The organism is Steroidobacter cummioxidans, assembly GCF_003104955.1.
In genome coordinates, this window is record NZ_LSRW01000062.1 from 1 (window position 1) to 21,916 (window position 21,916).

The window sequence follows — 21,916 nt, forward strand, 5'->3', positions numbered from 1 at the left end:
GGCTTTGCGGTACAGGGACGGGACCGCAACAGCAGGGCTCATCAGGGACGTGCGGTGTAGGAGCGCAAGCGCTCCGGCCGTGCCCGGCGCCGGGACGAGGTAGGTCACTCCCGACGACGCAGACCACCGACGCCTCTTCCGCTCTTCCGCTCTTACCCTCTTACGCCGCCCTTACTCCGCCAACTTCGGATACATCACCAATAACTTCCTAAGCACGCCGTTGGTCCACCCAAACCCATCCTGCAACGGATATTCCCCGCCGCCGCCCGCCTTGTCAGAAACGACGTCGTATTTCTCGACGAGCTTCCCCGTGGCCTTGAACACCTGAAGATTCTTCCCAACCCACCGCTGCGCAATCGTCGCGGCGAGCTGATCTTCTCCGTAGTTCTTCAACCCTTGGATCGCCAGCCACTGCAGTGGCGCCCAACCATTGGGCTCATCCCACTGCTCACCCGACGCAACCACGGTCGTCGTGACGCCATGTGGCTTCAACAAGGTCGAACGCACAGTGGTTGCGACCGCCTTCGCCTGCTCCTTGCTCGCCGCATGGAAATACAACGGATACACCGTCGCTGCCGTCACCTGCGAGCTGAGTCGTTTCGCGCGCCAGTCGTAGTCGGTGAACGCCCCTGCTTTGGCGTTCCACAAATACTTCGTGATCGCCGCCTTGCGCGCCTCCGCTTTCCCTTTCATTTCCTTCGCGCATGCCGCATCAGCGGTCGCTTCACAGCCTTTAGCGATCGTCCGCTCCAGCTGATACAGCAAACTGTTCAGATCCGGCGGGATCAAATCCGTCGTGTGGATCGTGGAGAGTTCCTGCCCCGCAAACCATCGCGAGCTGAAGTCCCAGCCACTCTCCGCCGCTGCGCGCAGATTCCGATAAATCTCCGGCGACCCCGACCCGGCGAGCTTCGCCGTCGCAACGTCTTCTTTGTAAGCCTCGTCGCGAGGCACATTGCGATCGTCGTAGTAACGATTCATCACCGTGCCATCGGCGAGCTTCACGACGCGTCGATGCGCGGTGCCCGGCTTGAGTGCCTCGGCGCCGTCCATCCAGAACTGATATTCGCGGACCAGCTGCGGCAGGTATTTCTTGTGGACCGACTCCCCTTCCTTGTCCGCCGCCAGCTCGATCATCGCCGCGAAGAACGGCGGCTGTGAGCGGCTCAGGAAGTAGCTGCGATTGCCGTTGGGGATGTGGCCGAATCGATCGATCAGCCAGCCGAAGTTGGCGATCATGTCCATGGTCAGATCGTGCCGGCCGCTTTCCTCCAGGCCCAGCATGGTGAAGTACGAGTCCCAGTAGTAGATCTCGTTGAAGCGGCCGCCCGGCACGATGTAACGAAAGGGTAGCGCGATGCGCGAGGAATATGGCCGCTGGTCCTCGGGCTTGCGCTCGAGCACTTTCCACAGCTCGTCGATGTGCCGACGAACGTCCTGCCCGGCGACGGTGCGGAAATCGGAAGCAACATTTGGCGGCGGTGAGAAGCGCTCGGCGACGAACTTCTTCAGGTCGAAGTCCGGTTGCCCCTTGAGCTGGCGATATTCGCTCAGGATCTGTTCGGGCGGCCGGTTGGGCAGCGCGTCGGTGAACGACTTGCTGTCGGGGAACACGGCAGCGAGCTGCACATCCTTGAACAGCTCCCCATACACATCGGCCGGCGTGGGCACGGCTTCCTGCGCCGACGCGATGGTCGCGCCGGCCAACCAAACACCCATGCAAGCGACTCTCAGCACCTTTAGGATCATGCCTCGCAGTGTCAACCCGGACGGCGGACACCGCAAGGCGGAGGAATCGCAAAGCACGGTCAGGGCCAGCGATACGTGACTGAGCCCATGAACGAGCGACCGAACAACGGGCGCACCATATAAATGTTGCCGATGCCGCCCGAGCCCAGGTCGGTGCGGGGATTGCCTTCGGTCAAGCCGACCTCGTCGGTGAGATTGTCGCCGTTGAGCTGAATCGTCCAGCTGCGGCCGACATCGAACATCACTCCGGCATCCAGCTTGGTGTACTTGGGCAGCTCGATGCTGTTGTCGTCATTCGCGAAACGCTTGCCGGCATACGTATAGGTGAAGTACGCGCGCGCCGCTCCATCCATGAATGTGTATGTCGGCATGATGCGCGCCATCGTCTTCGGGATGCGACGAATGACGTTGCCGGTGTTGCCAGCCGCCGCGCCTGTGAAGGCCTGGTACGTTGGATCCTGCTGAGTAATGCTGAAACGAATGCCCAGCGCATCGATCGGCTGGAACTCGCCTTCCAACTCGATGCCGCGCGTCCGCGTCTCGGCGCGGCGCACGACGGTCTGGCCGTTGGCAAGGATGTCCTGGAACGGCACGTTGTCGAACTCGGTCTGGAACAACGTCGCGAACACCACCAGCCGATCGATCGACGCCTTGTAGCCCAACTCGACGTTCGTGACCTGATCCTTCACCGTCACGCCATTGCGCACATCGTCGAAGTTCGGCAGCTTGGCCGAGTCGGTGTAGTGACCGAACATCGCGTGCTGAGGCGTGAACTCGTAGTTGAAACCGATGGAGAAGGCGGTGTTGTCGAAGTCCTCATCGACGGCGCTGCGATTTGCGCCGATCACGGAAACACCGCGGTCGTAAGTCGTCGCCGGATTGCCATCGAGATCGGTGGGTACGCCCGGCGCCACTTCCGACGAGCCCGCGCGAATCGTGCCCTTGATATCCTGCGTGTCGTAACGAACGCCGAAATCGAACCGCAGCGCGTCCGTCACTTGCCACTCGTCCGCCGCATACAGCGAGTACGCCGTCGCGTCGTAGTCGGTGAGCAAGTTGAACGTCGCGTACTTGGTGAAACCATTCGGATCGGTCACGCCGGGCAGCGCGAGACGGCGCGGCCTGTTGCTCACATCCATGAGGATCTGATTGCCCAGACTCCACGCGTCCTGCATCGAATAATCGGCCACATACAGGCCGAACGTCAGCGCGTGAGTATCGAGTTTCAAGTTGAGGCGCAGATCGTCCTGAATCGCGTTGTACTCTTTGTTCACCACCCAGTGGCCATGGTTCTGCACGAGTTGATTCGCCCCGTACGCAGCGCCGTTCGATATCACACTGTAATTCGCGGCCACGCCCAGATCCGCAGCGAACTCCGCGCCTGTCTTCGGAGGATCGCCGGGGAAGATGCCATCGAAGCGCACTTCGCCATCGGTGTAACGCAACAGGTTGGTCACCGAGACCGTGTCGTTGAATTGCCAGTTGAGCTTGCCGCCAATCGTGGCGAGCTGCGGATGAATGCCATCCTCGAGCTTCGAGCCGCGCAAGCCCACTTCATCGGCAGTGACTGGCAAGCCTGCGCGGGCCAGGTCCTTGCTGTGCAGTGAATACGTCCCCGCATCCGCGCCATTCAAGCCGCGCGGATCGGAAGGACTGCCGGTCAACGGAATCGGCACGACGAACAACGAACGATCGTCGATGTACTTGCCGAAGAATTCGATGCTGCCGTTGTCGAAGCTGCGACCGATCTTCACGCGAAACTGCCCGCCTTCGTCGGCAGTGTAACCTGGGTCGCGAACGCCATCGGACGTTCGATAGTACCCGCCGAGCGCGATGCCCCAGTCGTCATTGAGCGGTGCACTCCAGGCGACATCGGCGCGATACATGCCGTAATCACTGAAGCCGAGTTTCATCGAACCGCGCGCAGAGTCTTTCGCCGCCTGCGTCACGAAGTTCACCGTGCCGCCGACTGCGCCTGCAGTGAAGATCGGCGCCGTGCCGCCTCGCAGCGCTTCGACGCGCTCAATTGTGTCGTCGACGCGCACGAATTGATCGGGGTTGTAGAACGACAGCTCGAAGACGGGATAAATCGGAATGCCGTCTTCCATCAAGCCGACGTAACGATAGCCGCCGTCCTGAATGATGCCGCGAGCGAACACGTTGCCCTGAGTCGTGCCGGCCGTCGATTCGACCCAGAAGCCGGGCACGGCGGAAATCAAATCGGCGGCGCTGGACGGCGCTTGCTGCGCGATGTCTTCCGCGTTGAACGTGGAGATCGCGACGCTCGAATCGAACTTGGTGCGCTCGGCCACGGCGGTGCCGGTGACGATCACTTCCTCCACGCCGAACAATGCACTGGCCGGCGCTTGCTGACCTCCACCGCCCTGCTCTTGCGCTTGCGGCAACGGCGCGGGCGCTGTTTCCGTTGCTTGTGCCAGCCGCACGGGTGCGGCCATCGACGTTCGTTGAATAGCAGCTTCGGGTCGCGCGGGTGCGTCGCTACTGATCGCGATGGTCTTGGCATTGACGCGTCGATATTTCAGGCCGGTGTTCTCGAGCAGGCGCTGCAAAGCTTCCTGGCGGGTGTACGAGCCGGTGAGTGCGGGCGCTTCACGGCCCTTGCCAATGTCGGAATAGAACACCACTTGATCGCCACTCTGTTGCGCATACTCACGCAATGCTTGCGACAACGGCTGAGCGGCGATCTTGAATTCCTGGCGCGTCTGGTCGACGCTGGTTGGATTCGTCTGGGCCTGAGCCAGAGCTGAGCCGACCGACGCGACGGCCAGCAGCGATGCGATCATTGCACGCAGCATGTATCCCCCGATTAGAGTTGTAGCGCGCTCTAGACACGCCGTTGCCAGCTATGAGGGGGTGACCCGAAAAACCTGCCCCTGCCTTCAATAATGCGGGGGCTTCTCCTGCTCCAGCGTGTACACCGTCGCTTCGGTCATCGCCGCCTCCATTTTGCCGTTCAAGACGGCCAGCTCGGCGCGCAGCGCATCGATCTGTTGCTGCTGGCGATACACCACTTCGCTCAGGTCGTTGTTGGCGCGCTCCAGGTAAGCGATCTTCAATTCGATACGTTCGATGGATTCGTCGTTCATAAACTCATTTCCGCTCATCCGACCGCCCTCAGCGCAGGCTTGGGCAGCGAGAAACTAAAGGTAGCGCCGTGATTGGGCTCGGCTCTCGCCCATACTTCACCGCCGTGCCGGGTCACGATCCGTTGCACGATGGCGAGCCCCACACCCGAGCCCGGATATTCACGCGCGCCATGCAGGCGGCGAAATACGCCGAACAGATTCGAGCTGAAAGCACTGTCGAAGCCGACGCCGTTGTCGTGGACCTCATAAACGAGACGCTCGCCATCCTCACGCCCGGACACGACGATGTGCGGACGCTCGACCTTGCTCGTGTACTTCACGGCGTTGTCGAGCAGATTCATCCACACCTGACGAATCAACCCCTCGTCGCCGCGTGCCGGCGGCAACTCACCAATCTCGATCGTGGGTTCCACAGCTTCGTTCAACCGCGAATGGCGCGCCTGCTCGGCCGCGTACTTCGCCAACGATGCCATCTCCAGCCGCCCGAACTCCAACGCCTGACGACCGCAGCGTGCAAACTCGAGCAGATCGTCGATGAGCGACGCCATGTGCGCAACGTTGGCGCGAATGCGTTGCAGCTGGTGACGCGTGTCGTTGCTGATGCTCTTGTGCTTGTCATCGATCAGCAATTGCGAGAACCCGTCGATGGCTCGCAACGGCGCGCGCAGATCGTGCGACACCGAATATGAGAATCCTTCCAGATCGTTATTGGCCGTGCGCAGCTCGTGCGCCTGACGCTCCAGCTCGATATTGAGCTCGCGGATCCGCTGCGTCGAGCGCTTCTGTTCATCGAGCTGCTCCTGCAGATCGAGCCTGGCCTGATTGGCCCGATCGCGCTCCAGACGCAGCTGTTCGGCCAGCGACTCGTTCTCGATGGCGAGACGGATCTGACGTTCGATCGAATCGGTCTGTCGCTTGGCGATCACCAGCACGACCGGGATGTACACCATGAACGCGAGCGCCACCGCCACGCGATCGCCGCCTAGGATCAGCTGCGTAACGATGTATGGCAGACAGAACGGGATCAGCAGACAGGCATAGGCATTGCGCACCGGCGCCTGCGAGCCCATGCCCGCGGCCGTGCAGCCGATGAAGAACACCGACATCACGACTTCCCGGGTTGGCTCGTGCGGCAGGAGGAACGACCCGGCGACCGACCAGCACGCGCCGCCGAGCACCGCGGCCGCCAGCATCGCCGTACGCCACCGCTTGGTTTCGGCCAGGCCACGCGGCCGGCGCAGATAGGTCGCGGCGATCCGCCAGCGTAATAGCAGCACCAACAGCAGCGCCGCGTACCAGACCAGGGACGGACCCAGACCATAGTCCTCCATGATCAGCCAGACCATCATGGCGCCGATCACGACGCTGGCGGTCAACGGCGACGTGGTGAGACGGCACATCAGCGCGACCTGCTCGCCCAGGACTCGCGACTCGATGTGCTCCCGATTGGTGATATTGCCTGCTGCGGCCATCTGGGCAGCTCCCTGGCCGGACCCATTTAACAGTGGCCTATTATGGGTAGGCGCCGCACTAACACAACTGTCCGAAGCCGGCAGATTGACCCCGTTTCGCTAGCGCCGGAGTAAGATGCGCGGGGGCCGGCCGGAACCTTGCCGCCTCGGCGCCATTCACTAGAGACTTGGTTAGGAAGGAAGCATCATGACCCGATTCTCTCGCATGACCCCGCCGGCGCTGCTGGCGAGCCTCGGCCTGCTGACGGCCACCGCCGCGCTGGCCGCGGACGACAAGCCGACCTTCGAGTCTCTGGATAAGAATGGCGACGGTAAGATCAGCCTCAGCGAAGCTTCGAACAACGACGCGCTCTTCGTGGCGTTCAAGAGCCTGGACACCAACAAGGATGGTGAGCTGACGCGCGACGAATACGCAAAGTACAAATAATCTCGAATGACAGGCGCGGGCGGCGACGCCGCCCGCGCCCGACTGGCCGGACAAGGATGCGTTCGCCTGAAGCAGGATGATCCAAGCGAGATCGTCCTGGCACTCCCGGCAATGTCTCCCCCTTGTCCTGCCCTGCCAATCCGGGTCGGGTAGTATTTCATCGTCAACGTCGGGGGATAACACATGAAGAATGAGTTCTCGTCGTCCACGTTCGGTTGGTTGGCCGGCGCACTGCTGGCGGCCACGCTGCTCGGCTGCAGCAAGCCGCCGCCGGCGCCGCCCAAAGCACCGCCGACGCCGGAGGAAAAATCCAAGAACACCATCAGCAAGGCGGCCTTCGGCACGCTGCCCGACGGCACTGCCGTTGACTTGTTCACCATGGTGAACGCGAACGGCATGGAAGTGCGCGCCACCAACTACGGCGGCATCATCACCGCGCTGCTGGTCCCCGATGGCACCGGCAAGACCACCGATGTGGTCCTGGGCCTGAAGTCGTTCGATGAGTATGCGAAGAACCCGCCGTACTTCGGCGCCATCATCGGCCGCTACGGCAACCGCATCGGCAAGGGCCAGTTCAAGATCGACGATCAGACCTACAAGCTGCCGAAGAACGATGGCCCGAACACCCTGCACGGCGGCGTCAGAGGGTTCGACAAAGTGGTCTGGCAGGCCGAGCCGTTCGAAAAGGAAGATTCGGTGGGCGTGATCTTCACGTACACCAGCAAGGACGGCGAGGAAGGCTTCCCCGGCAACTTGCAGACGCGCGTGACTTATACGCTCACGGACAAGAACGAGCTGTCATTCGACTATCACGCGACCACCGACAAGCCGACCGTGGTGAATCTGACTCAGCACAGCTATTTCAATCTGGCCGGTGACGGCAATGGCGATGTGCTGGGCCATGAGTTCACCATCTATGCGAACGAATATACACCGGTCAACAAACTGCTCATCCCGACCGGCAAGATCGAGTCGGTGACCGACACGCCGTTCGACTTCCGAAACAAGGTGAAGCTCGCCGATCGGGTCAATGTCGACAATGAACAGATCAAGTTCGGCAAAGGCATCGACCACAATTTCGTGCTCAAGAAAAAGCAGCCGGGCCTGACACTGGCGGCACGTGTGTCGGAGCCGTCCACCCGACGCGTGATGGAGGTGCACACCACCGAGCCCGGTGTGCAGTTCTATACCGGCAATTTCCTGGACGACACCCTGGCTGCGAAGGCCGGCAAGCCGTACGTCAAGCACGGCGGGTTCTGCCTGGAGACTCAGCATTACCCCGATTCGCCGAATCAGTCGGCATTTCCGAGCACGGTGCTGCGTCCGGGTGAGGAATACAACAGCAAGACGGTCTATACATTCAGCGTGCGTTGAGCGCGAAGCAACGTCGCGCACAGCGGAATCTTCACATCTCTTGACGTCGAAAGGGCCTTGGCCCTTTCGACAAATCAGACAACCTCGGCGCCTCTTCAGGCGCCGATTTTTCTTGACACGTGTTTCATTGACACGCCCCCGCTGCGCATTGTTTTATCCCTCGCACTTCAAGGGGGAGACTCACTTAAATGAAGAGTGTTCTGACGCGCGCGATCGCAACGGCGCTGGCTGCTTGCGTTGCTTCCGTCGCCGTTGCGGCCCAACCTGCCAAGGGTCCGCGCACCAAGGACGGCAAGCCTGATCTGAATGGCATCTGGCAGGCGATGAATTCCGCCAACTACGACCTCGAACCTCACGCCGCGCGTGCCGCGATGGCGCTGGTGCCTGGTCAGTTCGTTCCTGTTCCCGCCCCGCAAGTCGTGGCACTCGGCGCCGTCGGCTCCGTGCCCGCCGGCCTCGGCGTCGTCGATGGCGATGCGATTCCGTACACGCCTGCGGCGCTGGCCAAGAAGAAAGAGAATCAGAAAAACTGGCTCGAGCTGGACCCGGAAGTGAAGTGCTATCTGCCGGGCGTGCCGCGCGCCACTTACATGCCGTATCCGTTCCAGATCTTCCAGAGCAACTCGCAGACGTTCATCGCGTATGAATACGCGGGCGCAGTACGAAACATTTACATGAAAGATCCCGGCCCGCCGCCGGCGGATTCCTGGATGGGCCAGTCGGTGGGCAAGTGGGACGGCGACACACTGGTCGTCGAAGCCACCGGTTTCAACGATCAAACATGGTTCGACCGCTCAGGCAATCATCACAGCGACAAGTTGAAAGTGACCGAGCGCTACACGCAGCGCGGCCCGGATCATCTGTGGTACGAAGCGACCATCGAGGATCCCGAGACGTTCACGCGCCCGTGGAAGATCGCCATGCCGCTGTATCGCCGCGTCGAGCCGAATGCTCAACTGATGCAGTTCAAGTGTGTGGAATTCGTCGAAGAGCTGATGTACGGCCATTTGCGCAAGAAGCCCGCCACCGAAGGCGCACCGTCGCCGGCGAAGAAATAACTTCGAGCGCAGTCGCTAGTTTTCTCCGAGGAAAGGAATATGCGTACCAAATTTCTCATCGCCGGCGCCGCTCTGGCCAGCACCGTGCTCGGCAGCGCCGTCGCCTACGCCCACCACGCGTTCGCCGCCGAATTCGACGCGAACCGCCCGGTCAACCTCCGCGGCCCGGTCACGCGCATCGAATGGATCAATCCACACGCGTGGATTCACATCGAAAACAAAAAGCCGGACGGTACGGTGGAAGCGTGGATGGTCGAAGGCGGCACGCCGAACACACTGCTCCGTCGTGGCATCACCAAGGACTCGCTGAAGATCGGCACAGAAATCGTCGTGCGCGGTTATCAGTCGAAAGACGCTCTGTGCAAACCGAAATGCCGCGCCAATGGCCGCGATGTAACCTTCCCGGATGGCCGCAAACTGTTCATGGGCTCGTCGGGCACCGGCGCGCCGAAAGATGGCTCGGATGAGAGCGAGAAGTGAACTCGGTTGCTACTTTGATCAGTCGTGAAAAAATCGCGCTGGGTGTGTCCGGCGCGATTGTGCTTGCGACTGTGGTTTACTGGGTTGTGCAGATTACGGGCGTCATTGAGACGTTGCGGTTGGCGTACGGCGGATAAGAGGTCGGAGGGCGTTGGTGGCCCGCGGCGGCGTTGCTGTCAGAGGGGCTCGGTGGTCTGCGTCGACGGGAGCGACCTACCTCCGCCCGGCACCGGGCACGGCCGGAGCGCTTGCGCTCCTACACCGCACGTCCATGATGAGCCCTGCTGTTGCGGTCCCGTCCCTGTACCGCAAAGCTGCCGGGCGGAGGTAGGTCGCTCCCGCCGCCGCCGAAACGTCACAGCGGCGTCGCGCGTGACTCGGCTCCAACCACCAACCCTAAGTTGAAAATTTGAGTTCGCGCGTTGTCGCAACGACAGTTGCGGCCGCGCTAGAGCGCGGCCGCTCCGGTGAGCTCACCTCAGTTCGTTCGGGGCGGTGGCTGTCGGGGGTCTCGGGAAGTTCGCAAGCACGGTGACTCTAAGCCCGCCGCCTGTCGAGCAAACCGTTGCACGCTGGCAGTACAACCGACGCCGCGCGTTGCAGCTCGCAGCGCGTTAGCGCGTTCAGGGCGAGCGACACCGCCGGTGAAACGGCCACTGCCCAAATCATGCGGCAGCCATCAAACGCACAGCCCACCAACAGTGAAGGCGCTCGCGAGTTTCCCGAGACCCCCGACAGCCACCGCCGAGCCACCGAACCTCTTCTCCGAGCGTCGAGCGCCCCACCAAGAGAAGCACCAACCTCAGCCAGAGAACCCAATCCACCTTCCCGACGCCGCGACGAGAAACCAAACCGACATCGACGCCACCGCCATCATTTTCAATGTCACCGGCTTGATCGAAGCGTGGTCGCCGCGAAGCAAAGGCTGCTTGAGCGTGAACACGAACAACACCCCCACCAGCAGCGCAATCATCTTCGTCCAGTAGAATGCGTTGTGATAACACTTCGTCGCCACCCCCGCGAGCATTGGCACGCCGGTCAGTAGCAGAATCCACAGCCCCAACTTGAACCACTTGTGCGTCTGTTCCGTGACCACATTCGACGGCACATCCCGCATGATCACATTCAACAATCGCAGGTCCTGCGCCAACACCGTGCCGCCGAGCAAGGCCAGGCCCATCAAGTGAACTGCCTCGACGATCGCGAATGTCGCTGGCAGGTCTTTCATGAAGACCCCGAGTGGCGACGCTTCCAGCCAGGCGAAGAAAGAGAACAACATGGGCGTTTCCCCTGAGCTGTGAGGCTTACTCGGCTGCCACGCAGCCGGCCGCCCACTCGATGAAGGCGGGATTGTTGTTGCCGCAGTCGAACCAGTCGTAGGCGATGAAGCGGCCCGTGACGATCACACCGCACCACAGCGCCAGCGACAAACCCGCCGCGATTCTCGCTCGTCGCGGAGCCACCGCTTCCAGATCCCACGAATTCTTCGACGCGAGCAGGTAACCTCGGAACAGCCACGCGTTGATCGCTGCCACGATCAGCAGGATCACTTTGATACGAAACCAAAGGCTCTGCGTGGTGCGCACCGGGATGGCGGAGTACAGCAGGATGCCGGTGATGAACATGATCGAGAAGCCGATCAGCATGGGCTTGTCGAGGCGCTCGGCGATCTTCGTCGCCGGAACGTTCGCGAATGCCAGGCCGAGCATGCGCAGGTCGACCACTGCGAGCATGCCGAAGCTGAGCATCAGCGTCATGACATGGGTGGTCTCGATCCAGTTATAGAGGTAAAAGGATTCGTGCAGCCCGATGCTGAAAGAGCGTTCGCTCAGCCAGGTAGCGAATTGCAATAACGCCGAATTCACGCGGTTGCTCCCCCCGATGATGAATTCATTCTAGTCGGGGCCAGCGGCGCGGGCGGACAAGAAATATCAATGTCTGTCCGCGCCGGGTGAAGACTCAGGATTTGACCGCCGCCGGCGCGTCGATCTTCACCTCACGCGTCTTGAACCGCCAGCCGTTCGGCGTTTTTACCAGAACGTCGGTGTATTGACCGGTGCTCACGATGGACGGCGGCTTCGTGCCCACATCCAGCAGCATCAGCATGACCGTGGCGTTCGCGCCTTCCGCGGACGGCGTGATGCGCAGGTTGGTATTCCAGTGACGACGATTCGCACCGTTCATTTTCTCGCGCCACGTTTTGACGAACCCCACCAGTGCTTCCTTGCCCGTGAAACGCGTATTGAACGTGCCGTCCGGCGTGAACGTCGCTGCCCACGCGTCGCCGTCGCCGGAATCGATCGCGTGGTTGTACGTCGCGTACAGCTGCTCGATATCGATGTAGTCCTGCGTCGTGAGGTCCGTCGCATTTGCCGCTGATCCCGCAACAGCGAGCGCGACGACGGCCAACGCGCGAGTGAAGAAACGAGCGAGGGTGTCCATGCAGTGTCCTTGTGGGGTGTAGTGAGTTCGATGCGTCGCTGTGGATGGTAGCGCACAGCTTGCGATTTTCAGGCGCTGCCGCTATGTGTCTTGCACAGCAGAAACAAACGCGGCATGGTCACGCCATGAGCGCTTACGACACTCAGGTCCTCGACGAGCTGCGCCGGTGGCAATACGAGATGCAGCGTCCGCCCGGTCTTTGGAATCGCGCGACCAGCGGTGTTCAGCGCAAGATCAACAGCTATATTCCCGAGAAAGTGCACGCCAGCCTCACCGCCGTCATCAAACAAATGACGCGGGGCGTGCTGAGCGGCTCGAACTTCACCGCGTCGGCGCCCCTGATCGAAGGCAGTCTCGAAGAGCGCGAGATGCGCGTGCGTGCGACGGTGGATCGATACAGGAAAACAGCGGCCGTCGAAGGCGGCATCACCGGCGCCGGCGGCTTTCTGATGGGCCTCGCCGACTTTCCGTTGCTTCTCAGCATCAAGCTGAAGATGCTGTTCGAGATCGCTGCGCTGTATGGCTTCTCCGGCGAGGACTATCGTGAGCGGCTCTATCTGCTGCACATCTTCCAGCTCGCGTTCTCCAGCGATGCGCATCGTGCTGACGTGTATCAGAAGATGCAGCGCTGGCATGAGCGCAGCGCCACGCTGCCCAACTCGATCGACGATTTCGACTGGCGCAAGTTTCAGCAGGAGTATCGCGACTACATCGATCTGGCAAAGCTCGCGCAGCTGTTGCCAGTCATCGGCGCGCCGGTCGGCGTGATTGTGAACAACAGCTTGCTGAAGAAGCTCGGCGCAACCGCGATGAACGCGTATCGCATGCGCTGGTTCGAGCGACCAGCGCTGCTCGACAACAGTTAGAGCCGCACGCCTTCCAGCAGCGCCTCTGTCATCGCCCTCGCCTTCGCGCGCGCTTCATCGATGGTCGCGCCGAGGGCGAGTGACACACCCATACGGCGCTGTCCATGCACCTCCGGCTTACCAAACAAACGTACGGCGGTATCGGGCTGAGCCAACGCGCGCTCGACATTCTCGAAACGCACGTTGTTCGACTCGCCTTCCACGAGCAACGCGCACGATGCCGCCGGCCCGTGCTGCCGAATGACGGGAATCGGCAACCCTAGAATCGCTCGCGCATGCAACGCGAACTCCGACAGATCCTGCGAGATCAGAGTGACGAGGCCCGTGTCATGCGGCCGCGGTGACACTTCGCTGAAGTAAATCTCATCGCCCGCGACGAACAGCTCGACGCCAAAGATGCCGTTGCCGCCGAGGTTCTCCGTCACGGCGTGAGCGATACGCTGCGATTCCTTCAGTGCCGCCTCGCTCATGGGCTGCGGCTGCCACGACTCGCGATAGTCGCCATCGATCTGCAAATGACCGATGGGCGCACAGAAGCTGGTCTGGCCGTTGTGGCGGACCGTCAGCAACGTGATCTCGAAATCGAACTTGACGAAACCTTCCACGATGATGCGCCCGACGCCAGCCCGGCCGCCCTGCTGAGAATATTTCCAAGCATGCGGGATGTCCGCCTCTGTCCGCACCACGCTCTGACCTTTGCCGGACGAACTCATGACCGGTTTCACGACACATGGCATGCCGATATCGCGCACTGCCTGGCGATACTCTTCTTCCGTATCGGCAAAGCGATACGGCGACGTGCGGATCTGCAGCTGCTCGGCAGCGAGCCGTCGGATGCCTTCGCGATCCATCGTGAGTCGCGCGGCTCGGGCAGTCGGTATGACCGTGAACCCCTCTTTCTCCAGCTCGATCAGCGCCGGCGTCGCGATCGCTTCGATCTCCGGCACGATGAGCTGGGGCCGTTCCCGCTCGACGACCTCTCGAAGTGCGGCCGGATCGAGCATGTTGATCACATGCGAGCGATGCGCGACCTGCATGGCCGGCGCGTTCGGGTAGCGATCCACTGCAATGACTTCGCAGCCGAACCGCTGCAGCTCGATCACGACTTCCTTACCCAGCTCGCCCGAGCCGAGCATCATGACGCGGGTGGCCGAAGACGACAGTGGAGTTCCTAAGGTAGTCACGACAGTTGCTCGACAGGAGGGCCAGGCCGGCAAGTATCCGACCTGATGCGATTGCATACAACCACGCATCGTCGAAACAGCGTTGCGGGGCGCCATTGCGCTCATTAGTCTTCGCGCTTTCGTCAGCGAAAGGATGATCATGTCACGTTCACGCTTGCTGCTGGGATCGCTGCTCGCCACGCTCGCCGCCGCCGCGCACGCCGCCGAAGAGGCCAAGAAAACCTGGGATGTGAACGCCCCGCCCGGCGAGCGCCGCGAAATTCCGATCGATGTGCGCTCCGGCACGTGGATGAGCATCGACGTGAGCCCCGACGGCAGCCGCGTGCTGTTCGATCTGTTGGGCGACATCTACGAGCTGCCCATCGCCGGCGGTGAAGCCAAATCACTCACATCCGGCCTGGCTTGGGACATGCAGCCGCGCTACTCGCCCGACGGCAACAGCATCCTGTTCACGTCCGACCGAGCCGGCGGCGACAATCTGTGGGTGATGGATCGCAGCGGCAATGCGCCCCGCCAACTCACCAAGGAAGACTTTCGCCTGTTGAACGATGCAGCCTGGCATCCCAATGGCCGCTACGTGGCCGGCCGCAAACATTTCACGACGCGTCGCTCGCTGGGCACCGGCGAGATCTGGTTCTACAACGTCGATGGCGGCGACGGCGTGCAGGTGGTGAAGCGCCAGAACGAGGACTATCAGAAAGAGCTCGGCGAGCCGACGTTCTCCCCTAACGGCAAGTATCTCTACTACACGCAGAACGTCACTGCGGGCAATCGCTTTGCCTACGCCCAGGACGTGAACGATGAAGTGTTCGCCATCAAACGCCTCGATCTGGCCAGTGGCGAAACCTCCGCGGTAGCCAGTGGCCCCGGCGGCTCGGTGCGCCCGACACCGTCACCCGATGGGCGCCATCTCGCATTCATTCGTCGCCTGCGCACGCCCGAGGCGCTGAAGACGGCGCTGTACACGCAGGATCTGCGCTCCGGCGAGATCAAATTGATCTACGCGGATCTGGATCGCGACATGCAGGAGACCTGGGCCGTGAACGGCTTGTATCCGCGCATGGATTGGACGCCCGACAGCAAATCGCTGGTGTTCTGGGCTGGCGGCGGCATCAAGCGAGTGGACATCGTGTCACTGGCGGTGAGCGACATTCCGTTTCATGTCACAGGCACTCGCGCTTCGATTGCGCCGGCTCGCTTTCAGGTCGATGTCGCGCCGGATCAGGTACCAGCACGCATGGTGCGTTTCGCCACCGTGTCGCCGAACGGTCAGCGCGTCGTGTACGAATCATTTGGTCGTCTGTGGGTTCGCGATGTCAACGGCGGCACCGCCCGCCAACTCACCAGCGATGCCGACAACGCGTTCGAACTGTTTCCTTCATGGTCGCGCGACGGCAAGAACATCGTGTTCGTGCGCTGGACCGATGCCACGCTCGGCGAGATTCGTGTCGTCGGTGCCGGTGGCGGCAAGTCGCGCGTCGTGACGAAGCAGCCCGGTCACTACTATCAACCGCGCTTCACGCCGAAGGGCGACGCGATCGTCGTGCAACGCGCGGCGGGTGGCTATCTCACATCAGCGAACTGGTCCGCCGAGCCGGGCTTGTATCGTGTACCGACGGCCGGTGGCGAGCTGCAGAAGCTCACCGACACCGGTCGAAATCCGCATTTCATCGACTCGTCCGATCGCATCTTCTACACGGAAGACGCCGGTGCTGCGAAGGAAGCCGAGCCCGCGCACGAACTCGTGAGCGTCGACGCCCAAGGCCAGGATCGTCGCGTACATGCGCGTTCGAACTACGCGAGCCGCATGGAAGTCTCGCCGACCGGCGAGTACATCGCGTTCCGCGAGAACTTCCATGTGTACGTCGTGCCGATGCCGCCGGGCGGACAGCTCGATCTGTCACCGAGAACCAAGGCCGTGCGAGTGGTGCGGGCTTCGGAGGTCGGCGGCGATTATCTGAACTGGACGAACGGGAACACGCTGACGTGGACGCTCGGCCCCACGCTGTATCGCGGCGAAATGTCCACACTGTTCCCGAAGGCCATCGGCAATGGCACTGAGCCCGCGCCCATGTACGGCCAGCGCATCGCCGATCTGGGCAGCACTCGCACCGCTGACAAGCCCGCTGGTGTCGTCGCGCTCACGGGAGCCCGCATCATCACGATGAATGGCGAGCAGGTCATCGATAACGGCGTGATCGTCATTCGTAACAACCGCATCGCTGCCGTCGGCGCCGCGAACTCGGTGCAAATTCCCGCCGAAGCGCAGCGCTTGGATCTGGCCGGCAAGACCGTGATGCCCGGCCTGATCGACATTCACGCGCACGGTCCGCAAGGCGTTGAAGATCTCATTCCTCAACAGAACTGGTCGGCGCTCGCGCACCTGGGCCTTGGGGTCACGACCATCCACGATCCCTCGAACGCGGCCACCGAAATCTTCGCCGCCGCCGAGTATCAACGTGCCGGCCTTGTGCTCGGCCCGCGTACCTTCTCGACCGGCGATGTCGTTTATGGCGCCCGCTCAGAAGGCCTTGCCGACATCGGCAGCATCGACGACGCCCGTCATCACATCCAGCGCCTGAAAGCGCAAGGCGCGATCTCCGTGAAGAACTACAACCAGCCGCGGCGCGAACAGCGCCAGATGGTCGTCACGGCCGCACGCGAGAACGGCTTGATGGTGGTCGCCGAAGGCGGCTCGCTGTACCCGATGGACATGACCATCATCGCCGACGGCAACACCGGCCTCGAGCACAACAATCCGCCGCAACACTTCTACGACGACGTGCTCCAGTACTGGCCGAAGACCGGCGTGGGCTACACGCCGACGCTCGTTGTGACGTATGGCGGCCCGGGTGCGGAGTTCCTGTTCTATCAGGAGTCGGAGGTTTGGGCGCATCCATTGCTGTCGAAGTACGTGCCGCCGCACATCGTGCAACCTCGCTCGGTGCGTCGTCAGATGGCGCCCAAGACGGACTATCAACCCGTGATCGATTCGGCCGCGAACGCCAAGAAGCTGAAGGAGCTGGGCGTATCAGTGCACATCGGCGCGCACGGCCAGCGTGAAGGCATGGGCTCGCATTGGGAGATGTGGGGCTTCGTGCTCGGCGGCATGTCACCGCTGCAAGCGCTGCAAACCGCAACGATCCTGCCCGCGCAATATATGGGCCTCGACAAGGATCTCGGCTCGATCGAGGCGGGCAAGCTCGCGGATCTGCTGGTGCTGGATGGAAATCCACTCGAGGACATTCGAGTCACGGACGATATCTCGTACGTAATTCAGAATGGCCGGATCTATGAAGGCGGCACGCTCACCGAGAAACTGACCGGCAAACATCAGCTCGCGCCGCTGTACTGGGAGAAACAACAGCAACGCTGACCTGTCTGCGAGCCTCTTCGCGGCGCTGTCACTCACCACCGACGCAGCGCCGCCGAGGTACCGCACTCTTCGCCGCGCTGTCACCCACCACCGACGCAGCGCCGCCGAGGTGGGTTACCTCGTCCCGGCAGCTTCGAAGTACAGGGATGTATCTTCGAAAGCAGCGCACATCATGGACGTGCGCCGAGGAGCGCAATGCGCGACGGGCGAGCGCGGTGCCGGGACGAGGTAACCCACCTCGGCGGCGCGGTCACATGCCCTCTTCGCCCTCTCCGCCCTCTCCGCCGAGTCTCAGCGGCTCTTCTTCTGCGGCATGTACGCAATACACTCCAACTCGACGCGTGCATTCATCGCGAGTCCACTCGCCCCCAACGCACTCCGTGCCGGAAACGGCTTCTTGAAGAACTCACGATAAACATTGTTGAACGTCGCCCATTCGGCGATGTCAGCGAGGAATACCGTGCACTTCACCACGTCGCTCAGCGACGCCCCGTTCGCCTCCAGCACGCGCTTCACGTTCGCCAGCACCTGACGCGATTCAGGTTCGATCCCGCCAGGCGGCAGCTTGGCCGTCACAGGGTCGTCGCCGATCTGGCCGCTGAGATACAGGAAGTCCCCGGCCCGCACCGCTTCCGAGAACGGCCGATCCAGCTCCAGCGCGCGCTGCGAGTTCAGGAATTGCGGCTTTTCGGTAGCGCCACTGCTCACGGCGGCCAGCAGCGCCAGCGCGCCAACGATTGTTCTTGCGAAAACTGGACTACGAATCAGCATAAGCGCCCTTCCGGTGTTAGTGGTGCTGTGCCCAACAGCTTAGCCCGTCGGCGACCTTACGGCAGCTCGATCCTTTCGATCGGAGCATCGAACGTGCAATTCGTAGCCCCGCTGATCCCGGAACGCAGGTCACGATAAAATCGCCCCATGACGCCTGCCGAAATGAACAACCCGATCTGGTCCGCCCTGACCACCGCGCAAGCGCACTTTGCCATCGGCGGCCCGATCGCCAAACGTTATCCCGCGGAAGTCGCACCGTTCATCGCCGTACCCGAGCCGACTGCCGCTGCCGCCGACGCTCTCGCTGAATTGGTGGCGCCTGGCGAAGTCGTCAACATCGTCAGCGTCACACCCAAGCTCGACCAGGGCTGGGAGCTGCTCGGCACAGCCGATGTCGTGCAAATGGTCTGGCGCGACGACGCTCCCGCGCCCGACGAGGATGCGGCCGGCATCACGCCGCTCACCGACGCCGACACACCCGACATGCTCGATCTCACCGCGCTGGTGTTCCCCGGGTACTTCCGTCGTCGCACGCCCGAGATGGGTGAATACTTCGCCATCCGGCAGGATGGACACTTCGCCGCGATGGCGGGCGAGCGCATGAAGATGCTCGGCTATGAAGAAATCAGCGCCGTGTGCACGCATCCGAACTTCACAGGACGCGGGTACGCCGCGCGCCTGATCAATCTGCTCGTGGCGAAACAATTGAAACGCGGCATCGTGCCGTTCCTCCACGTCAACGCGGCGAACGCTCGCGCGCGAGCGTTGTATGTTCGGCTCGGTTTTGTCGACCGCGTCACACTTCCACTGTGGCTGTTGAAGCGAGCGTGACTGTTGTCCGAGCAACCGAACCGGCAGCGAGCGTTCAGGGTCTTCCCTAAGCGCGCTCCGAAGCCGCCGTGGCTCGCGCACCGATCTCCTGACGACCGGCTTTACACGGCGCAGCACGCCACGGTCGCTCGCCCCATGAGGATCAATTGCTTACTCAATAGGCACGGGATTTGCTTTTCCGCTCGTGTCCACAATTGGGGAGGGGCAAGATGAGTTTCAAAGCAATCCGCCTGAGCGCCAGCGTCCTAGCGCTTTCGGCATTCTGTTACATCGGGTCGGCGAGCGCGGTGCCGCTGTTGTGCCGGGATGCCACCGTCGATCACATGTACGTCGACACTTCTCAGGTGTCTTCGTGCCTGGGCGGCGGCAGCGGCAATATCAATGGCAATCCTCAGACCGACCGCTTCCTGACCGGCATGGGTGCCGACTCCGGATTGGTCAACATCGGCAGCGGCAGCTTTACTCAGAGCGGCACGACCGGCACGTTCTCGCTGGATGCCAGCCTGTGGCAGACCTGGGACGAGATCGCCGTTGGCTTCAAGTTTGGCACCGGCAACAAGCCCGATGAATGGTTCGTCTTTCTGCTGAACCCGCTGGTCTCGACCGGCAACTGGGAATTCGTCAACGTGTTCGGCCGCGGTGGCGGCTTGTCGCATATTCAGCTCTATGGCCGATCGGCCCCGGCCAACGTGCCGGAGCCCGGCACGCTGGCACTGCTCGGCGTGGGTCTGCTCGGCGCCGGCCTCGCCCGTCGCCGCAAGCAAGCCTGATAAGACAAACGACAACGCATCGTCGCGATACTGAAGCCCCGCCTGGTGCGGGGCTTTTTTATGTCCGCCATACGCACAACCCGACGCGCGCCGCGAACTCGATCACGAATTTGTAATTGCCCGGTCAACGCAACGGCAGCTCGCTTTCGGCGATTGGCGACAGCATCGTTGCGTTGAGCCGCATTGATATCATGCGCTCCTGGCCTACGACTCCTACAAACTTCCGGGGCGCCCCATGTTCAACCGTTTCTCCAAAACAGCTTTCGCTGCACTGCTCTGCGCGTCCGTTTTCATCAGCACGCCCGCATCGAGCGATCCGCCGGATCACGCCCCGGCGCACGGCTGGCGTAAGAAACATGACCCTCGGTACGTCGGCTACACCGGGCGCGAGTGGGAACGTGACTACGGCGTGCGCGAGGGCTCCTGCCATCGCAAGGCAATCGGCACTGTCGTCGGCGCCGTCGCCGGCGGTGTCATCGGATCTCAGATTGGCGATGGCACCGGCCGCACTGTGGCGATCATCGTTGGCTCGGTGCTCGGCGGTTTGATCGGCCGTGAAATCGGCGAAGATCTCGATGAAGCCGATCGCGGCTGCTTCGGCCATGCGCTCGAGCTCGTCGAGCCGGGCCGCCCCGTGCGCTGGCTCAACGATCGGACGCACGTCAACTATGTGCTCACACCGCTCGCCTCGAGCGATTCGAAGAGCTGCCGTAAGTTCAAGCTGAAGGCCACGTCTGGCAAGAAGAGCAAAACTTCCGAGGGCCGCGCCTGCCGCGATGGCGACGGTATCTGGCGCATCGGCTGATGTTGTGAGTTGTCACGGCGACTCCCGTGCAGTATCAATAGCGCACTACCGGGAGAAGCTGACATGTCATGCGAACACATCAGTCACGTCAAGCCGCTGCCGCCGAACACACAAGGATGTGAGGAGTGCCTGAAGTCGGGCAGCTCCTGGGTGCATCTGCGCCTGTGCCTGACCTGCGGTCACGTGGGCTGTTGTGACAGCTCACCCAATCGGCACGCGACCAAACATTTTCAGCACACCCATCATCCGGTGGTCGCTTCGTTCGAGCCGGACGAGCGTTGGGCTTGGTGTTTCGTCGATGAAGAAGCGGCGGAGGTGCCGCGCGAGGCGGTGAAGTACCTGCGCTGATTTACCTGGTGCGCAGCTGCGCGATGCGCTGATCTTTCTCGACCCACAGGCCGTTCAACCAGCTCTGCACGCGCTCGCGAAACGCCGGATCGTTTTGATAATCGCCGCCGAGCAGCTCGGCCGGGATCTCCCGCTCGCGAATATTCACTCGCACTTCGCGCACCCGATTCGCGAACAGATCGACCATGGTCGGCGGACCATCCGGATAAACGATGGTCACGTCCAGAATCGAATGCAGCGCGCGTCCCATCGCATCCAGCACGAACGCGACGCCGCCCGCTTTGGGCTTGAGCAGATGGGTGAACGGCGACGCCTGTTGCTCATGCTTGGCGCGCGTGAAGCGGGTGCCCTCGACGAAGTTCATCACCGACACCGGGATGTGCATGAACTTTGCGCAAGCGCGCCGGGTCGCAGCAATATCTCGCCCCGCCAGCTCCGGCCGCTTCTCCAGCTGCTGCCGCGAGTAACGCTTCATGAAGGGAAAATCGAGGGCCCACCACGCCAGGCCGAGCAGCGGCACCCAGAACAGCTGACTCTTCAGGAAAAAGCGCAACAGCGGCACGCGCCGGTTCAGCGCCGCCTGCAGCATCGGGATGTCGACCCAGGTCTGATGATTCGCCATCACCAGGTAATGCCCGTCGGGCCGCAGTCGGGCGTCGATGTCGAACACGAAACGGGTGCTGGTGAAGCGGCGAATCATGGTGGTGTTGGTGCTGATCCAGCTGGCGGCGATGGCCATCAGCAGCCAGTCACACGCGCGGCGAACCGGTCGTAGCGGCGCAATCGCTTTGATCACCGCCACCAGCAGCAGCGGCGGCACATGTATCAGGGTGTTCGTGGTCAGCAGCAGTGCGCC

General features: G+C 62.1%; 20 protein-coding genes. 10 read left to right on the top strand and 10 right to left on the bottom strand.

The genetic code is table 11. From position 1 onward, the window contains the following. Positions 1-171 precede the first annotated feature (171 nt). The 4 genes from treF to D0550_RS25385 form a co-directional block, all read right to left on the bottom strand. Positions 172-1,749: an alpha,alpha-trehalase TreF gene (gene treF, locus D0550_RS25370; RefSeq protein WP_116812002.1), complete on the bottom strand. Its 1,578-nt coding sequence runs from the start codon at positions 1,747-1,749 to the stop codon at positions 172-174. A 59-nt stretch (positions 1,750-1,808) separates the two neighbouring features. Then, positions 1,809-4,565 (bottom strand): TonB-dependent receptor, encoded by a 2,757-nt coding sequence (locus D0550_RS25375; RefSeq protein ID WP_116812003.1) that lies wholly within the window; start codon positions 4,563-4,565, stop codon positions 1,809-1,811. Positions 4,566-4,649: 84 nt separating this feature from the next. Next, the gene (locus D0550_RS25380; protein WP_161966050.1) at positions 4,650-4,856 is read right to left on the bottom strand and encodes a SlyX family protein; all 207 of its coding nucleotides are present in this window, start codon (positions 4,854-4,856) and stop codon (positions 4,650-4,652) included. A gap of 14 nt (positions 4,857-4,870) precedes the next feature. Further along, the gene (locus tag D0550_RS25385; RefSeq protein WP_116812005.1) at positions 4,871-6,328 is read right to left on the bottom strand and encodes a sensor histidine kinase; all 1,458 of its coding nucleotides are present in this window, start codon (positions 6,326-6,328) and stop codon (positions 4,871-4,873) included. 187 nt (positions 6,329-6,515) lie between these two features. Here D0550_RS25385 and D0550_RS25390 point away from each other — a divergent pair, with 187 nt between their 5' ends. The 4 genes from D0550_RS25390 to D0550_RS25405 all read left to right on the top strand — a co-directional run bounded on the left by D0550_RS25390 (position 6,516) and on the right by D0550_RS25405 (position 9,667). Further along, positions 6,516-6,755, top strand: coding sequence for an EF-hand domain-containing protein (locus tag D0550_RS25390; protein WP_116812006.1), 240 nt, complete (start codon positions 6,516-6,518; stop codon positions 6,753-6,755). Between the two features lie 183 nt (positions 6,756-6,938). After that, positions 6,939-8,129, top strand: coding sequence for an aldose epimerase family protein (locus D0550_RS25395; protein WP_206606532.1), 1,191 nt, complete (start codon positions 6,939-6,941; stop codon positions 8,127-8,129). Between the two features lie 188 nt (positions 8,130-8,317). Further along, the gene (locus tag D0550_RS25400) at positions 8,318-9,187 is read left to right on the top strand and encodes a hypothetical protein (protein ID WP_116812007.1); all 870 of its coding nucleotides are present in this window, start codon (positions 8,318-8,320) and stop codon (positions 9,185-9,187) included. Positions 9,188-9,226: 39 nt separating this feature from the next. Beyond that, positions 9,227-9,667, top strand: a complete 441-nt coding sequence (locus D0550_RS25405) for a DUF6152 family protein (RefSeq protein WP_116812008.1) — start codon at positions 9,227-9,229, stop codon at positions 9,665-9,667. 802 nt (positions 9,668-10,469) lie between these two features. Here the strand turns inward: D0550_RS25405 and D0550_RS25410 are convergent. From D0550_RS25410 to D0550_RS25420, 3 genes are all read right to left on the bottom strand, one after another. Further along, positions 10,470-10,946 (bottom strand): DUF6644 family protein, encoded by a 477-nt coding sequence (locus D0550_RS25410; protein ID WP_116812009.1) that lies wholly within the window; start codon positions 10,944-10,946, stop codon positions 10,470-10,472. Between the two features lie 25 nt (positions 10,947-10,971). Next, positions 10,972-11,532 carry a DUF6644 family protein gene (locus tag D0550_RS25415; protein WP_116812010.1) on the bottom strand — a complete coding sequence of 187 codons (561 nt, stop codon included), beginning with the start codon at positions 11,530-11,532 and terminating at the stop codon, positions 10,972-10,974. 94 nt (positions 11,533-11,626) lie between these two features. Continuing rightward, a complete protein-coding gene (locus tag D0550_RS25420; protein ID WP_116812011.1) occupies positions 11,627-12,109 on the bottom strand; it encodes a nuclear transport factor 2 family protein in 483 nt (160 codons plus the stop codon). A 125-nt stretch (positions 12,110-12,234) separates the two neighbouring features. On the opposite strand from D0550_RS25420, the gene D0550_RS25425 reads away from it, so the two are divergent. Continuing rightward, positions 12,235-12,975: an EcsC family protein gene (locus tag D0550_RS25425; RefSeq protein WP_116812012.1), complete on the top strand. Its 741-nt coding sequence runs from the start codon at positions 12,235-12,237 to the stop codon at positions 12,973-12,975. On the opposite strand, the gene purT is transcribed toward D0550_RS25425, so the two are convergent. After that, the gene (purT, locus tag D0550_RS25430; protein WP_116812017.1) at positions 12,972-14,159 is read right to left on the bottom strand and encodes a formate-dependent phosphoribosylglycinamide formyltransferase; all 1,188 of its coding nucleotides are present in this window, start codon (positions 14,157-14,159) and stop codon (positions 12,972-12,974) included. The two genes, D0550_RS25425 and purT, sit on opposite strands and share 4 nt — an antisense overlap. Positions 14,160-14,298: 139 nt before the next feature. Between purT and D0550_RS25435 the strand changes: the two genes are divergently transcribed. After that, positions 14,299-17,535 (top strand): amidohydrolase family protein, encoded by a 3,237-nt coding sequence (locus D0550_RS25435; protein WP_116812018.1) that lies wholly within the window; start codon positions 14,299-14,301, stop codon positions 17,533-17,535. 291 nt (positions 17,536-17,826) lie between these two features. Here the strand turns inward: D0550_RS25435 and D0550_RS25440 are convergent, their stop codons facing one another. After that, positions 17,827-18,306 carry a RidA family protein gene (locus D0550_RS25440; RefSeq protein ID WP_116812013.1) on the bottom strand — a complete coding sequence of 160 codons (480 nt, stop codon included), beginning with the start codon at positions 18,304-18,306 and terminating at the stop codon, positions 17,827-17,829. 147 nt (positions 18,307-18,453) lie between these two features. Between D0550_RS25440 and D0550_RS25445 the strand changes: the two genes are divergently transcribed. From D0550_RS25445 to D0550_RS25460, 4 genes are all read left to right on the top strand, one after another. Next, a complete protein-coding gene (locus D0550_RS25445) occupies positions 18,454-19,137 on the top strand; it encodes a GNAT family N-acetyltransferase (protein ID WP_206606534.1) in 684 nt (227 codons plus the stop codon). Positions 19,138-19,346: 209 nt separating this feature from the next. Beyond that, the gene (locus D0550_RS35640) at positions 19,347-19,907 is read left to right on the top strand and encodes a PEP-CTERM sorting domain-containing protein (protein WP_206606535.1); all 561 of its coding nucleotides are present in this window, start codon (positions 19,347-19,349) and stop codon (positions 19,905-19,907) included. A gap of 235 nt (positions 19,908-20,142) precedes the next feature. Continuing rightward, positions 20,143-20,712: a glycine zipper 2TM domain-containing protein gene (locus D0550_RS25455; RefSeq protein WP_116812014.1), complete on the top strand. Its 570-nt coding sequence runs from the start codon at positions 20,143-20,145 to the stop codon at positions 20,710-20,712. A gap of 63 nt (positions 20,713-20,775) precedes the next feature. After that, positions 20,776-21,060, top strand: a complete 285-nt coding sequence (locus tag D0550_RS25460) for a UBP-type zinc finger domain-containing protein (protein WP_116812015.1) — start codon at positions 20,776-20,778, stop codon at positions 21,058-21,060. A 1-nt stretch (position 21,061) separates the two neighbouring features. Here D0550_RS25460 and D0550_RS25465 read toward each other — a convergent pair whose 3' ends face one another. Beyond that, entirely contained in the window at positions 21,062-21,910 is an 849-nt protein-coding gene (locus D0550_RS25465) for an acyltransferase (RefSeq protein ID WP_349770743.1), read from the bottom strand. Between the last annotated feature and the right edge of the window lie 6 nt (positions 21,911-21,916).

Excerpts from the sequence above, each read along its gene's own strand:
- D0550_RS25385 (WP_116812005.1), bottom strand. The coding sequence starts at position 6,328 with ATGGCCGCAGCAGGCAATATCACCAATCGGGAGCACATCGAGTCGCGA.
- D0550_RS25390 (WP_116812006.1), top strand. The coding sequence starts at position 6,516 with ATGACCCGATTCTCTCGCATGACCCCGCCGGCGCTGCTGGCGAGCCTC.
- D0550_RS25435 (WP_116812018.1), top strand. The coding sequence starts at position 14,299 with ATGTCACGTTCACGCTTGCTGCTGGGATCGCTGCTCGCCACGCTCGCC.
- D0550_RS25405 (WP_116812008.1), top strand. The coding sequence starts at position 9,227 with ATGCGTACCAAATTTCTCATCGCCGGCGCCGCTCTGGCCAGCACCGTG.
- D0550_RS25425 (WP_116812012.1), top strand. The coding sequence starts at position 12,235 with ATGAGCGCTTACGACACTCAGGTCCTCGACGAGCTGCGCCGGTGGCAA.
- D0550_RS25400 (WP_116812007.1), top strand. The coding sequence starts at position 8,318 with ATGAAGAGTGTTCTGACGCGCGCGATCGCAACGGCGCTGGCTGCTTGC.
- D0550_RS25380 (WP_161966050.1), bottom strand. The coding sequence starts at position 4,856 with ATGAACGACGAATCCATCGAACGTATCGAATTGAAGATCGCTTACCTG.
- D0550_RS25445 (WP_206606534.1), top strand. The coding sequence starts at position 18,454 with ATGACGCCTGCCGAAATGAACAACCCGATCTGGTCCGCCCTGACCACC.
- D0550_RS25420 (WP_116812011.1), bottom strand. The coding sequence starts at position 12,109 with ATGGACACCCTCGCTCGTTTCTTCACTCGCGCGTTGGCCGTCGTCGCG.
- D0550_RS25460 (WP_116812015.1), top strand. The coding sequence starts at position 20,776 with ATGTCATGCGAACACATCAGTCACGTCAAGCCGCTGCCGCCGAACACA.
- treF (WP_116812002.1), bottom strand. The coding sequence starts at position 1,749 with ATGATCCTAAAGGTGCTGAGAGTCGCTTGCATGGGTGTTTGGTTGGCC.
- D0550_RS25440 (WP_116812013.1), bottom strand. The coding sequence starts at position 18,306 with ATGCTGATTCGTAGTCCAGTTTTCGCAAGAACAATCGTTGGCGCGCTG.
- D0550_RS25375 (WP_116812003.1), bottom strand. The coding sequence starts at position 4,565 with ATGCTGCGTGCAATGATCGCATCGCTGCTGGCCGTCGCGTCGGTCGGC.
- D0550_RS35640 (WP_206606535.1), top strand. The coding sequence starts at position 19,347 with ATGAGTTTCAAAGCAATCCGCCTGAGCGCCAGCGTCCTAGCGCTTTCG.
- D0550_RS25410 (WP_116812009.1), bottom strand. The coding sequence starts at position 10,946 with ATGTTGTTCTCTTTCTTCGCCTGGCTGGAAGCGTCGCCACTCGGGGTC.
- D0550_RS25395 (WP_206606532.1), top strand. The coding sequence starts at position 6,939 with ATGAAGAATGAGTTCTCGTCGTCCACGTTCGGTTGGTTGGCCGGCGCA.
- D0550_RS25455 (WP_116812014.1), top strand. The coding sequence starts at position 20,143 with ATGTTCAACCGTTTCTCCAAAACAGCTTTCGCTGCACTGCTCTGCGCG.